At 60.4% G+C, this 13201-nt stretch carries 12 protein-coding genes and 1 tRNA gene; 4 read left to right on the top strand and 9 right to left on the bottom strand.

The window, feature by feature from the left end; genetic code table 11:
- Positions 1-54 precede the first annotated feature (54 nt).
- Positions 55-432: a phosphoribosyl-AMP cyclohydrolase gene (gene hisI, locus ACPF9B_RS05710; protein WP_424179852.1), complete on the top strand. Its 378-nt coding sequence runs from the start codon at positions 55-57 to the stop codon at positions 430-432.
- Here hisI and gluQRS read toward each other — a convergent pair.
- The 5 genes from gluQRS to rocF all read right to left on the bottom strand — a co-directional run bounded on the left by gluQRS (position 404) and on the right by rocF (position 7500).
- A complete protein-coding gene (gene gluQRS / locus ACPF9B_RS05705; protein ID WP_424179850.1) occupies positions 404-1261 on the bottom strand; it encodes a tRNA glutamyl-Q(34) synthetase GluQRS in 858 nt (285 codons plus the stop codon). The two genes, hisI and gluQRS, sit on opposite strands and share 29 nt — an antisense overlap.
- Positions 1258-2613, bottom strand: coding sequence for a methylenetetrahydrofolate--tRNA-(uracil(54)-C(5))-methyltransferase (FADH(2)-oxidizing) TrmFO (trmFO, locus tag ACPF9B_RS05700; RefSeq protein ID WP_040483125.1), 1356 nt, complete (start codon positions 2611-2613; stop codon positions 1258-1260). Before trmFO ends, gluQRS begins: the two co-directional genes overlap by 4 nt.
- 85 nt (positions 2614-2698) lie before the next feature.
- Positions 2699-5425 carry a DNA gyrase subunit A gene (gene gyrA, locus ACPF9B_RS05695; protein ID WP_007204872.1) on the bottom strand — a complete coding sequence of 909 codons (2727 nt, stop codon included), beginning with the start codon at positions 5423-5425 and terminating at the stop codon, positions 2699-2701.
- Between the two features lie 102 nt (positions 5426-5527).
- A complete protein-coding gene (locus ACPF9B_RS05690) occupies positions 5528-6571 on the bottom strand; it encodes an ornithine cyclodeaminase (protein WP_424179847.1) in 1044 nt (347 codons plus the stop codon).
- The gene (gene rocF, locus ACPF9B_RS05685) at positions 6571-7500 is read right to left on the bottom strand and encodes an arginase (RefSeq protein ID WP_424179845.1); all 930 of its coding nucleotides are present in this window, start codon (positions 7498-7500) and stop codon (positions 6571-6573) included. The genes ACPF9B_RS05690 and rocF overlap by 1 nt, the downstream gene beginning before the upstream one ends.
- A gap of 85 nt (positions 7501-7585) precedes the next feature.
- On the opposite strand from rocF, the gene ACPF9B_RS05680 reads away from it, so the two are divergent.
- Complete coding sequence (locus tag ACPF9B_RS05680) at positions 7586-8005, top strand: Lrp/AsnC family transcriptional regulator (protein WP_007204875.1); 420 nt, start codon at positions 7586-7588, stop codon at positions 8003-8005.
- On the opposite strand, the gene ACPF9B_RS05675 is transcribed toward ACPF9B_RS05680, so the two are convergent.
- Positions 7962-8438 carry a disulfide bond formation protein B gene (locus ACPF9B_RS05675; RefSeq protein ID WP_424179843.1) on the bottom strand — a complete coding sequence of 159 codons (477 nt, stop codon included), beginning with the start codon at positions 8436-8438 and terminating at the stop codon, positions 7962-7964. The two genes, ACPF9B_RS05680 and ACPF9B_RS05675, sit on opposite strands and share 44 nt — an antisense overlap.
- A complete protein-coding gene (locus tag ACPF9B_RS05670) occupies positions 8435-9013 on the bottom strand; it encodes a YqaA family protein (protein WP_424179841.1) in 579 nt (192 codons plus the stop codon). The genes ACPF9B_RS05675 and ACPF9B_RS05670 overlap by 4 nt, the downstream gene beginning before the upstream one ends.
- A 108-nt stretch (positions 9014-9121) precedes the next feature.
- Here ACPF9B_RS05670 and ACPF9B_RS05665 point away from each other — a divergent pair.
- A tRNA-Leu gene (locus tag ACPF9B_RS05665) sits at positions 9122-9207 on the top strand.
- Between the two features lie 212 nt (positions 9208-9419).
- Positions 9420-10178 carry a Hint domain-containing protein gene (locus tag ACPF9B_RS05660; RefSeq protein ID WP_424179839.1) on the top strand — a complete coding sequence of 253 codons (759 nt, stop codon included), beginning with the start codon at positions 9420-9422 and terminating at the stop codon, positions 10176-10178.
- Here the strand turns inward: ACPF9B_RS05660 and ACPF9B_RS05655 are convergent.
- Both ACPF9B_RS05655 and ACPF9B_RS05650 read right to left on the bottom strand, forming a co-directional pair.
- Positions 10175-10765: a nucleotidyltransferase family protein gene (locus tag ACPF9B_RS05655; protein ID WP_424179837.1), complete on the bottom strand. Its 591-nt coding sequence runs from the start codon at positions 10763-10765 to the stop codon at positions 10175-10177. The genes ACPF9B_RS05660 and ACPF9B_RS05655 overlap by 4 nt on opposite strands.
- Entirely contained in the window at positions 10762-13170 is a 2409-nt protein-coding gene (locus ACPF9B_RS05650; protein WP_424179835.1) for a GcvT family protein, read from the bottom strand. The genes ACPF9B_RS05655 and ACPF9B_RS05650 overlap by 4 nt, the downstream gene beginning before the upstream one ends.
- Positions 13171-13201 lie beyond the last annotated feature (31 nt).

Genomic DNA, 13201 nt, shown 5'->3' with positions numbered 1-13201 from the left:
TTGTGCTGTCATCTCTAGTTAGGGCGCTGGACGCTGCTTGCAAAGGGAAACCCGATGCCATTCGACCTGACCACGCTGAAATATAACGATGCAGGGCTGATCCCCGCAATCGCCCAAGATGCCGCATCGGGCGAGGTGCTGATGATGGCATGGATGAACGCCGAATCCGTGGCCCGCACGCTGGACACAGGCCGCGTCACCTATTGGTCGCGCTCGCGTCAGGCCTTCTGGGTCAAGGGCGATACCAGCGGCCATGTGCAGGAATTGGTCGATTTCCGCGTGGATTGTGACCGCGATTGCGTGCTGGTGACAGTCAACCAGACCGGTCCCGCCTGCCACACCGGGCGGCGCAGCTGTTTTTACACCGCTGTGCGCGCGGGCGATGCGGTCGAATTGATGCAGCCTATGGGATCAACCCCACCATCCGCCTGATATCCGCAGGGCTGGCCCCTTCGGCGCGGAATGTCGCTATCGCCTTGGCATCATCCCGCTTGGCCAACCGTTTGCCAGCTGCGTCGCGGATCAGATCATGATGGTGATAGCGCGGTGTCGGCAGGCCCAAAAGCGCCTGCAAGGCGGCATGGATCTGCGTCGCCTCGGCCAGATCCGCGCCGCGCACCACGTCCGTGACACCTTGTGCGGCATCGTCGATCACAACGCTCAGATGATAGGATGTGCCGCTGTCCTTGCGCCCGATCACAAAATCACCGACATCACGTTGGAGGTCTTGGCGTGTCACTTCAACATGTAAACCGTTGTTTTGAAATGTAATTATGTCATTGCTTAAAGTGTCCAAATCAAACCGCAACACCGCATCGCGCGCGGGCATCCCGCTTTCGCTTTGTTGCCAATACTCCCGCCGGAGGCGGCGCTGCGCCTTGCATGTGCCGGGATAGATCAGCCCGTCAGGACCGACATTGCAGCCTTCCTGCGGCGCGCTCAGCGCCGCTTGAATATCGCGCCGCGTACAGGTGCAGACATACAAATGCCCCCGCTGCCACAGACCGTCGATCACATTGTCATAAACACCCATCCGGTCCGACTGGCGCAAAACCGGCCCGTCCCATGTCAGGCCAAGCCAGGCCAGATCGTCGTAAATCTGCACCTCCCATGCGGGCCTTGCACGGGTCTGGTCGATATCCTCGATCCGCAGCAGGAAGGTGCCGCCCAGGGCGCGCGCCATATCATGCGCAAGGATTGCGGAATAGGCATGGCCCAGATGCAACGGCCCCGTCGGGGACGGCGCAAAGCGCGTGATCATTCCGCGGCAAGCGCCTGCGGCACCAGCCAGTCCTGCCAATCCGCCTTGGCGCGGTCGGTATAGGCTTTGTACCGGTCCTTGCGCCCGCGCCGTCCGCCTTTGACACCGTCAAGCGGCGGGAACAGCCCGAAATTCACGTTCATCGGCTGGAATGTTTTGGCCTCGGCCCCGCCGGTGATATGGCTTACCAGCGCGCCCATCGCGGTGGTGACAGGCACTGGCGAAAGGCTGCGCCCCTGCAATTCCGCCGCCGCCATCCGACCTGCCAGCAATCCCATCGCGGCACTTTCAACGTAACCTTCGACACCAGTGATCTGGCCTGCAAAGCGGATATTGGGGCGCGAACGCAGGCGCATCTGGTCATCCAGCAAGCTGGGCGAATTGATGAACGTGTTGCGATGGATGCCGCCAAGGCGCGCGAATTCAGCAGTCTCCAATCCCGGAATCATTGCAAAAACAGTCTTTTGCGCACCGTATTTCATCTTGGTCTGGAAACCGACGATGTTATACAATGTCCCCAACGCATTATCGCGGCGCAGCTGGACCACAGCATAGGGCTTGTTGCCCGGATCATGCGCATTGGTCAGGCCGACGGGCTTCATCGGACCAAACCGCAGGGTTTCGCGCCCACGTTCTGCCATCACCTCGATCGGCAGGCAGCCGTCGAAATAACCGGCGGTTTCGCCTTCCTTGAATTCGGTTTTGTCGGCGGCCAGCAGCGCGTCGATGAAATCCTCGTATTGCGCCTTTGTCATCGGGCAGTTGAGATAGGCGGTCTGTTCTTCCACCGTCTCGCCCTTGTCATAACGCGACTGCATCCAGGCCACATCCATGTTGACCGTCTCGTGGTACACGATAGGGGCGATGGCGTCGAAAAACGCCAGCGCCTCGGTACCAGTCTCGGCGGCAATCGCTGCGGCCAAGGCCCCCGATGTCAGCGGGCCGGTCGCGATAATCCAATGGCCATCCTTTGGCAGGGTGGTAATTTCATCGTAACTGACGCTGATATTGGGATGCGCGGTCAGCGCGGCTGTCACGCTTTCGGCAAAAGGGTCGCGGTCCACGGCCAGCGCGCCACCGGCAGGCAAGCGGTGCTTTTCAGCCATATCCATGATCAGCCCGCCCGCGGCGCGCATTTCCCAATGCAATAGGCCGACGGCATTCTGTTCATGATCATCCGACCGGAAAGAATTGGAACAGACCATTTCCCCCAGATTGCCGGTACGATGGGCAAAGGTGCCGACCTTGGGGCGCATTTCGTGGATAACCACCTTGATGCCCGCATTGGCCGCCTGCCATGCTGCCTCGGACCCAGCCATCCCGCCGCCAATAATATGCAAATGCTGTTCCATCGCCATCCTCTCGTCGCGGCTTCTTATTTCCCCAAGTACTCCGGGGTGAGCCCCGGACCCTGTCCGGGGCGAGGGGCAGCGCCCCTTAAGCGTCGTCCTCGTCGTCGCCCTGATCGGCGATCCAAGCCACGCTGACCACGGTTTCACCCTTGCCAGTGTCGAACACCTTAACCCCGCCTGCGCTGCGCGACCGGAACGAAATCCCCTCGACCGGCACGCGGATCGACTGGCCGGTCGATGTGACCAGCATGATCTGATCGGACATTTCGACCGGGAAAGATGTGACAAGCGGGCCGCCCCGCATCGCCTTGTCCATCGCGGCAACACCCATGCCGCCACGCCCGCGCACGGGATAATCATGGCTGGACGACAATTTGCCCGACCCTTTGGCGCTGATCGTCAGGATCAGGTTTTCCGCCGCAGACATCGCGGCATAGCGCTCTGGGCTGATCTGGCCGGGGGCGGCTTCTTCGTCTTCCACTTCGGCATCGTCCGCCAAGCCCGCCATCGCGCGGCGCATTTTCAGATAGGCGGCACGTTCCTCGGCCTCGGCCTCGAAATGGCGGATGATGCTCATCGACACGACCTTATCATCGCCCTGCAACCTGATCCCGCGCACACCGGTGCTGTCGCGGCCCTTGAAGACGCGCACATCGGTGGTGGGAAAGCGGATCGCGCGGCCGGAATCGGTGATCAGCATCACGTCATCATCGGGCGAACAGATCCGCGCATTCACCAAAAGCGTATGTTCATCAGGTAGTTTCATGGCGATCTTGCCATTCGACTTGACGTTGGTGAAATCCGACAAAGCATTGCGGCGCACATCACCCGCCGATGTGGCGAACACGATCTGCAAATCATCCCATTCCGCCTCTGGCCGGTCCACCGGCATGATCGCGGCAACCGATACGCCCTGCGGAATCGGCAGGATGTTGACGATCGCCTTGCCCTTGGCGGTGCGGCTGCCCAGCGGCAGACGCCATGTCTTCAGCTTGTAGGCCATGCCATCGGTGGTGAAGAACAACAGTTGCGTATGGGTATTGGCCACGAAGAGGGTGGTCACGACATCCTCTTCTTTCGTCGCCATCGAGGACAGACCCTTGCCACCACGGCGCTGCGCGCGGAAATCGGCCAAGGCGGTGCGCTTGATATAGCCACCCGAGGTCACGGTCACGACCATGTCTTCCTGTTCGATCAGGTCCTCGTCATCCATATCACCAGACCAATCGACGATCTGTGTGCGGCGCGGCACGGCGAATTGGTCGCGCACTTCGGTCAGCTCGTCACGGATGATTTGCAAAATACGGTCGCGGCTGCCCAGAATTTCCAGATATTCGCGGATCTTGCCCGCCAATTCCTGCAATTCGTCCGTCACTTCCTTGACGCCGATCTGGGTCAGGCGTTGCAGGCGCAATTCAAGGATGGCGCGTGCCTGTGCCTCTGACAGGTTATAGGTGCCATCGTCATTGGCGGTATGGGTCGGATCATCGATCAGCTTGATATATTCAAGGATCGCCGCAGCAGGCCAGCGCCGCGTCATCAGTGTATGGCGCGCATCGGCGGCATCGGCGGACCCACGGATCGTGGCGACGACTTCGTCGATATTGGTCACTGCAACGGCCAGACCGCACAGGATATGCGCCCTCTCACGCGCTTTGCGCAGCTCGAACGCGGTACGCCGCGCAATCACCTCTTCACGGAAATCGACAAAGGCAACAAGGAAGGCCCGCAGCGTCAGCTGTTCGGGCTTGCCGCCGTTCAGCGCCAGCATGTTACAGCCAAAATAGGTCTGCATCGGGGTGAAACGGAACAGCTGGTTCAGCACCACCTCGGCGGTGGCGTCACGTTTGAGTTCGACGACGACACGCACGCCGTTACGGTCAGATTCGTCCTGCACATGGGCGATGCCTTCGATGCGCTTGTCGCGCGCGGCTTCGGCGATGCGGTCGATCATCACCGATTTGTTCACCTGATAGGGAATCTCATTGATTACAATGGCATAGCGGTCTTTCCTGATCTCTTCGACCACGGTTTTCGCCCGCACGATCACCGATCCGCGCCCTTCAAGGTACGCCTTGCGCGCGCCGGACCGACCAAGGATCAACCCGCCTGTGGGGAAATCAGGGGCGGGGATAAACTCGATCATTTCCTCAGAGGTCAGGTCGGGGTTGTCGATCAGCGCCAGCGTCGCGTCGATCACCTCGCCCAGATTGTGCGGCGGAATATTAGTGGCCATGCCAACAGCAATGCCGCCCGCGCCATTGACCAGCATATTGGGAAAACGGGCGGGCAGGACGGTGGGTTCACGGTCTTTGCCATCGTAATTGTCTTGGAAATCAACGGTATCTTTGTCGATATCCATCAACATATAGGCGGCTGGTTTGTCCATCCGCACTTCGGTATAGCGCATCGCGGCGGCACGATCGCCGTCCATCGACCCGAAATTGCCCTGACCATCCAGCAAGGGCAGCGACATGGAAAAATCCTGCGCCATCCGCACCAGCGCGTCATAGATCGCGCTGTCGCCGTGGGGGTGGTATTTGCCCATCACATCCCCGACGGACCGCGCGGACTTGCGATAGCTTTTGTCGTGGGTGTTTCCGGCCTCGTACATGCCGTATAAAATGCGGCGATGCACCGGTTTGAGACCGTCGCGCAGGTCGGGGATCGCACGCGAAACGATCACGCTCATCGCGTAATCCAGATAGCTGGTTTTCAATTCATGTTCGATGGTGACGCTCGGTCCCGCATGGGCCATCCGCGTCACTGGCAAATCATCATCGTTTTCAGGGGTTTCTGGGGTATCGTTCACAAAGTCCGCCTGTCTGCTATCTGCTATATTTGGGTCGAGTGACTATAGCAGACACCTGATCTTGGGTGCAATGGCGCAATCCAAAACTGCCCAGAAACTGACCTAACGCGCCCGTTTCAGCATCCCGAACAGATCACGCGGATCATCGGGGTCGGCGATCAGGTCCAGATCGACGTAATAGGGCGTGTCCTTGATCCGGTCATGGACATAGCGCAGCGCGCTGAAATCCTCGATGGCAAAGCCCACACCGTCGAACAGCGTGACTTCGGCCGCGGATTTGCGCCCCTGCGTCTGGCCGGTGATGACCTGCCAAAGCTCTGTCACCGGATGGTCGGCGGGCATCTGCTGGATTTCGCCTTCGATGCGGGTCTGGGGCGGATATTCGACGAAAATGCTGGACCGCGCCACGATATCGCGGTGCAATTCGGTCTTGCCGGGGCAATCGCCGCCAATCGCGTTAATATGCACGCCCGCGCCCACCATGTTGTCGGTCAGGATCGTCTGCATATCCTTGTCCGCCGTCGCCGTGGTGATGACCTGCGCGCCTTCAATGGCCTCTTCAGGCGTCGTGCATTGTGTCACCTGCAAGCCCAATCCTTCCAGATTGCGCGCGCATTTGGCGGTGGCTGCTGGGTCCAGATCATAAAGCCGGACATGGCTGATCCCGCAGACGGCCTTGACCGCAAGGCATTGGAATTCCGATTGCGCACCATTGCCGATCATCGCCATCGTGCTGGCCCCGGGCGCGGCCAGATGTTTGGTCGCCACCGCCGTCATCGCCGCCGTACGCAGCGCCGTCAGCAGGGTCATTTCGGTCAACAGGCGCGGATAGCCTGAATAGACATCCGACAGCACACCAAAAGCCGTGACAGTCTGCAACCCTTCGCCCATGTTCTTGGGGTGACCGTTGACGTATTTGAACCCGTAAAGCACCCCGTCGGATGTGGGCATCAATTCGATCACGCCAACATCCGAATGCGACCCCACGCGCGGGGTTTTGTCGAACTGGTCCCATTTGGCGAAATCTTCGGTGATGTTGCAGGCAAGGTCCGCGATGAAGGTCTCAACCCCGATGTGATGGACAAGGCGCATCATGTTATCGACGCTGACGAAAGGCACCAGCGCGCGAGAGGAAGCTTTGAGCATTACTTGTAACTCCGCGTAGGGCGGTCGAACACGCGACGGCCCAGCAAGGATGCGGTCAGATCGACCATCAGGTTGGCGGTCTTGCCGCGATCATCCAGAAACGGGTTCAGCTCTACCAGATCGAGAGAGGTGACAAGGCCGGAATCGGACAGCATTTCCATGACCAGATGGCCTTCGCGCACGGTGGCCCCGCCCGGCACGGTGGTGCCGACGGCAGGGGCGACCGAAGGGTCAAGGAAATCGACATCAAGCGACACATGCAGCATCCCACCCACCGCCGCCACCCGGTCAAGGAACGCCTGCAACGGTGCGCTGATCCCTTCCTCGTCAATCCGGCGCATATCGACGAGTTCGACATCACCGCGCGCAAGGATTTCATGTTCTGCCGTATCGACCGAACGCAGGCCGATCATGCAGATATTGGCCGGTTCCACGCGCACGGGTAGGGGTGGAAAGGCATCAAACCCGCGCCGCCCCGTGACGTAACCCACGGGGGTGCCGTGCAGATTGCCGCTGTCGGTGGTGTCGGGCGTGTGGATATCGCTATGCGCATCCAGCCAGAGCGCAAAAAACGGCCGCCCCGCGGTCTGCGCATGGGCTGCCATACCCGCCACGGTGCCAGCGGCCAGCGCGTGATCGCCGCCCATGAAAATGGGGAAACCCTGTGGTGCCGCCTTTTGCGCGGCTTCCATCAAGGTCTGGGTCCAGCCCACGTTTTCCGCCAGTTTCCAGACCAGCGGATTGCGCGCCTCAGCCACCTCGACCTGCGCGGGGGCAAGGTTGCCCCAATCGTGCACGCTATGGCCAAGGGCGGTGATCGCCTCGGCCAGCCCTGCGGTGCGATAGGCATCCGGCCCCATCAGACAGCCCCGGCGGCGTTTGCCGCAATCCACCGGCGCGCCGATCAAAATACAATGTTTCTGTGTCATGGCGGCAGATTAGCCAAAATGCCGCTTGGCGGAACCGTGCAAATTGTGCAAAACGGGCATGAATTAATCAAATTGAGCAGTCATTATGGACGAAACGGACAGCGCCATCATCCGCGCCCTACGGCAGAACGGACGGGCCTCGCTGTCGGAGCTTGCGTCCATCGTCGGCGTGACCCGCACGACGCTGCGCACCAGGCTTGACCGGCTGATCGCGGGTGGCGAAATCGCGGGGTTCACCGTGCTGACCCGGTCCGACGTGCGCCCCGATGCGGTGCGCGGATTGATGATGCTGGAAATTGCAGGGCGGGCAGGTGAAAAAGTGATGAAACGCCTGACCGCCATGTCCGAGGTGATCGTGGTCCATTCCACCAATGGCACATGGGATCTGATCGCCGAAATCGGCACCAAAAGCCTTGAAGATTTCGATCAGGCGCTGTTTGCCATCCGCCGGATGGACGGCGTCACGCGGTCCGAGACGAGCCTTTTGCTATCATCACGGCGCTGATCCAGATGGCCATCAGGCCAAAGGACAGCACGGCATTCCAGCTTGCCATCGACAGCGACAGCAATTCCCATGTCACCTGATCGCACATGACCACGCGCGGCCCGTCGATGGTCAAAAGGTCAGCGCCTGAAAGACCTTCCAGGCTGCTAACGCCGGTACAAGATGTCGGCCCTTCCCACCAGTCGCGTTCGACACCCGTGTGAAATACGCCAATCGCGCCAGTCGTGCCTGCGGCCAAAGCCCCCAGCAGCGGCAAGCTGCGCCCGCCGAACCGCAGCGCCAATACCGCAATCGCAATCGCGGCGAAATGCGGCCAGCGCTGCCATAGGCACATCGCACAGGGCGGGTAGCCCAAGGCCTGAAACAGATACGCCCCCGCAAGCAGGGCAAAAGACCCCGATCCGGCGAGAAAAACGAATAAATTGCGTGTCACATGACCCCCAAAACGGCGAAACCGCCAACCAACAGACCGCAGAACAAGGCGAACATCAACCCCAGCCGCCGTTCAATGAAATCACGGATTGGTGCGCCATATTTCCACAACAGCGCCGCCATCAGAAAAAACCGCAACGCGCGCGCTACGATCGAGGCGGCTATAAACATCGGCAACGACAATTGCGTGACACCCGATGCGATGGTGATCACCTTGTAGGGAAACGGCGTTACCCCCGCGACCAGCACGGCCCAAGCGCCATAGCTGTTATAGGTCACTGCGAATTCGGTGAAATAGGCTTCTTTGCCATAGAATTGCAGGATCTGGACGCCAATCGTCTCGTATAACGCGAACCCGATGTAATAGCCGAACAGCCCGCCCAACACCGAACAAAGCGTCGCCACCGCCGCAATCACAAAAGCCCGCGAGGGGCGCGCGATAATCATCGGGATCATCAGGACATCGGGGGGAATCGGGAAGAACGACGATTCGACAAATGCCACCAGCCCCAGCGCCCAAAGCGCGTAGCGCGTCCGCGCCAAGGCGACCGTTCCGTCATATAATCCGCGCAGCATTGCAAAGCCCTTGTTGAATTGGCCGCTTAGGCCATGCGCGCGCTGTCCCGTCAAGACTGTGCAAATCCGATTGACGCCGCCCGACCGCCGGATTAGGAACCGTTCTGTGCCGATGTGGCGGAATGGTAGACGCAGGGGATTCAAAATCCCCCGGTGGTAACATCGTGTGGGTTCGAGTCCCTCCATCGGCACCAATCGCGTCTTTGACGCGGCCTTTCCCAAGGACCTACGCAAAGACAAGGTTGCCCGATACGGGCCATTTTGATGCCATGTTTGATCTCTAGGACAACAGGCAGTCCCGCGATGGGTCCAGATAAGTTAACCCGCGGTTAGCCTCGGTATGGTGTTGTGTAATCAGGCGCATGTCGCGCCACATGGTAAAGAACGTGAAATTGTGGCTAGGTTTTTGACTGTACCTTCCGAACATGCCAACCGCTATGGCCGGTGCGATCTATTGAACCTGACAGGGCCGCAGGTCAAAAAGATCGCCTTTAAACCCAAAAATCCCGATGCCAGCTGCGTGACCTATGGTTGCGGCACCACTCTGACCTATGCCCAGATCGCGCAGGTCATTCCCTGTTTCACCCCCGGCACCAGGATCGCCACACCCAAAGGCGAAAAACTGGTCGAAAATTTGAAAATCGGCGACAGGGTCGTGACCCGCGACAATGGCATCCGCCACATCACTTGGGCCGGTCAAAAGACGATGCAGATGCAGGATCTGCAGATCAGCGCCACTATGCGTCCCGTGCTGATCCGTGCGGGCGCGTTGGGGCAGGGCCTGCCGGAACGCGATATGATCGTGTCGCCCAATCACCGTGTCTTGGTGGTTTCGGACATGGCAAAGCGTCATTTCGCCGAATCAGAGGTGCTGATCGCGGCCAAACATCTGACGCAGATGAAAGGCATCACACCGATCGATCTGCCAAAGGCGACCTATATCCATTTTATGTGCGAAACCCATGAAATCGTTTTGTCAGACGGTGCCTGGACCGAAAGTTTCCAGCCCGGCGATGACACGCTGCAAGGCATCGACGCCGATCAACGCGAAGAATTGTTCCTGCTGTTCCCCGAACTGGCCACCAAAGAAGGCCTGCGCCGCTACCGTGCCGCGCGCAAGACGCTGCAACAGACCGAGGCCGGGTTGATCACCGCCACCGGCTAAAGCGCGCTGCGCCGCCATGCATCCCATTGTTCGGGTGTGTCCAGATCAAGCCTTGCGCGCTCGTCGGGCAGCGGGACCATGCAGGTCTGACCCTGATGCGCCTGCACGATTGTTTCGGCACCCCCATCCCCCGCCAAATCCGCGAATTGACCGCGCAACCGCGCGTCAAAGATCACTGGATGACCGGGCTTGCCATCCGCGGTCGCACCCCGCCAGATCAGATAATCAGGATGCAGCTGCCGCGCGGTCAGAACCTGCTGCAGATCAGCTGTGCTCAAGGCCACCAGATCGCCGAGCAAGATCATGAAAGCCGCGCAATCGGGCAATTGCGCGACGGCGTCACGCATGCTGGCAGACATGCCCTGTGCGGCATTTTGCGCGATCAGCAGGGGTGCATCAAGATCACCAATCACCGCCGCGCGCGGATGATCCGCCGCAGGCAGCACCACGCAAACCGGATGGCCGGTCGCTTGCGCCATCACCACCTGCCGGCGTAACAGCGGCATGCCATCCACGACCTGCAACAGCTTGTCCTGCCCGCGCATCCGGCGCGACGCGCCAGCCGCAAGGATCAGGATCGGGATCATCCGCGCATGACCTGACCGTCCGGGTCGAACAGGGGTGTCGTGATCCGGCGGGCAGGGCGGCGCTGGCCCATGATCTCGATCTCGACCACCATGTCGTCGATCGCCGCGGCGCGCGGGACCAACGCAAAAGCGATGGATGTGCCTGTATGATGCGCATAGCCGCCAGAGGTACAGAACCCCTGCACCTGCCCTGCGATAAACACCGGTTCATAGGCGACGACATCGGCATCGTCCGCATCGACCACAAAGGTCACCAGCATCCGGTCCGGCGGCGTGGCGCGTTCCGCCTCGGCCAGCGCGCGGCCAATGAAATCACTGGACTTTTTGAAGTTGATGAAGCGGTCCATCCCAGTTTCGGCGGCGGTGTAATCAGGCGAAAACTCGCGCCCCCATGACCCGAAAAACCGGTCGAGCCGCAGCGACATCATCGCGCGCATCCCGAACGGGGCGATGCCGTAAGGCTGGCCCGCCTGCCAAAGCGTCCACCACAATTGCCGCTGGTCCGTGGGGTCGCAGTAAATCTCATAGCCCAGATCGCCGGTATAGCTGACACGCTGCACGATACAGGCGACCTGACCGACCGTGATGCGGCGCACATCCATGAACCTGATCCCCGCCACATCATCGCGCGTGCAGGCGGCCAGCACATCGCGCGCCTTCGGCCCTGCAATCTGGAACCCCGTGCGTGTGTCCGAGATATTCTCGACCCGCGCATCCGGGCTTTCGTTCTGCATAAACCAGCGGTGGTGGATGTCCTGCGCGCCATAGCTGGCGGTCAGCTGGAAGTCATCCTCGGCCAGACAGGAGACAGTGAAATCACCCCAAAGCCGCCCCTTGGGTGACAGCATCGGCGTCAATGACATGCGCCCCGGTTGCGGGATGCGTCCCGCCATGATCCGGTCGAGCCATGCGCGCGCGCCGCTGCCTGTGACGCTGAACTTGCCGAAATTCTGCAATTCATTGATGCCGACACCACCGCGCACCACCGCCACCTCGCGCGCGGTGGCGGCAAAGGCATCAGACCGGCGAAAGGTCGGGGTCTCATAGGGCGGGTCATCTGCGCGGGCAAAGTAATTGGCAACCTCCAGCCCGAATTGATGGCCCCAGACCGCGCCCAGATCGGTGAAAATGTCGTACATCGGCGTGGTGCGATGCGGGCGGGCGGCGGGCAATTCCTGATTGGGATAGCTGACGGAAAACCGGTTCTGGTAATTTTCCACCACCTTGGGGCGGGTATAGCCGGGCGTGATCCAGCGGCCATAGCGCGCGATATCCAAGGCACTGACATCGCGTTCGCATTCGCCCGTGATCATCCATTGCGCCAGCATCAGGCCCACACCGCCACCCTGACTGAACCCCGCCATGACACCGCAGGCCGACCAGTAATTGCGCAGGCCGGGCACCGGGCCGACCAGCGGATTGCCATCAGGGGCAAAGGTAAAGGGGCCGTGGATCACCGATTTGACGCCCGCGCGTTCCAGCACCGGAAAGCGGCTGTAGGCAAAGGCGATGGACTCTTCGATCTTGTCCAGATTGTCGGGCAGCAATTCATGGCCAAAATCCCACGGCGTGCCATCCACCGCCCAAGGTTTGCAGGGCTGTTCATAAAACCCGATGCACAGGCCCCGCCCTTCCTGGCGCAGATAGCTTTCGCCGGCGGGGTCCATGACATGGGGGTGTTCGCTGTCACGCTCGTAAATCTCGGGCAGGTCGTCGGTGACGATATACTGGTGTTCCATCGGGTGCAGCGGGACATAGGACCCCGCCATCGCCGCCACTTCGCGCGCCCAAAGACCCGCGGCATTGACCACATGTTCAGCATGGATCGTGCCTTTGTCGGTCACCACGTCCCATGTGCCGTCAGGGCGGGGGGTCGTTGCAATCACCTTGCAATGCAATTCGATCGTCGCACCGCCCATCTTGGCGGCACGCGCATAGGCATGGGTTGTGCCGGACGGGTCAAGATGCCCGTCCAACGGGTCGTAAAGCCCGCCAATGATGCCATCAAGATTGGTGATCGGCGCGATTTTCGCAATCTCTGCGGGGCCGATGATTTCCGTGTCCAGACCCATGTACCGGTGCTTGGCGCGTTCGGCGACCAGCATGTCGAACCGGTCCTTATTATCCGCAAGCGTCACACCGCCAACATGGTGCAGCCCGCAGGACATGCCCGTGATCGCCTCCAGCTCGCGGTACAGGCGGATCGTATAGCCTTGCAGCGCGGCCATATTCGTGTCGCCATTCAGCGTGTGAAATCCGCCCGCCGCATGCCAGGTGGACCCCGATGTCAGCTCGGAGCGTTCCAACAGCATGACATCCGACCAGCCCAGCTTGGTCAGATGATAAAGCACCGAACACCCGACAACGCCGCCTCCGATGATCACGGCACGGGTGGTGGTTTTCATGGCACTGCTCCTGCTGTTTGCCGCAGTATGG

The organism is Yoonia sp. TsM2_T14_4, assembly GCF_049602355.1.
Taxonomy (GTDB): Bacteria; Pseudomonadota; Alphaproteobacteria; order Rhodobacterales; family Rhodobacteraceae; genus Yoonia; species Yoonia vestfoldensis_A.
Note: the sequence above shows the minus strand (reverse complement) of the source record. Positions and strands in the feature narration are given on the sequence as shown.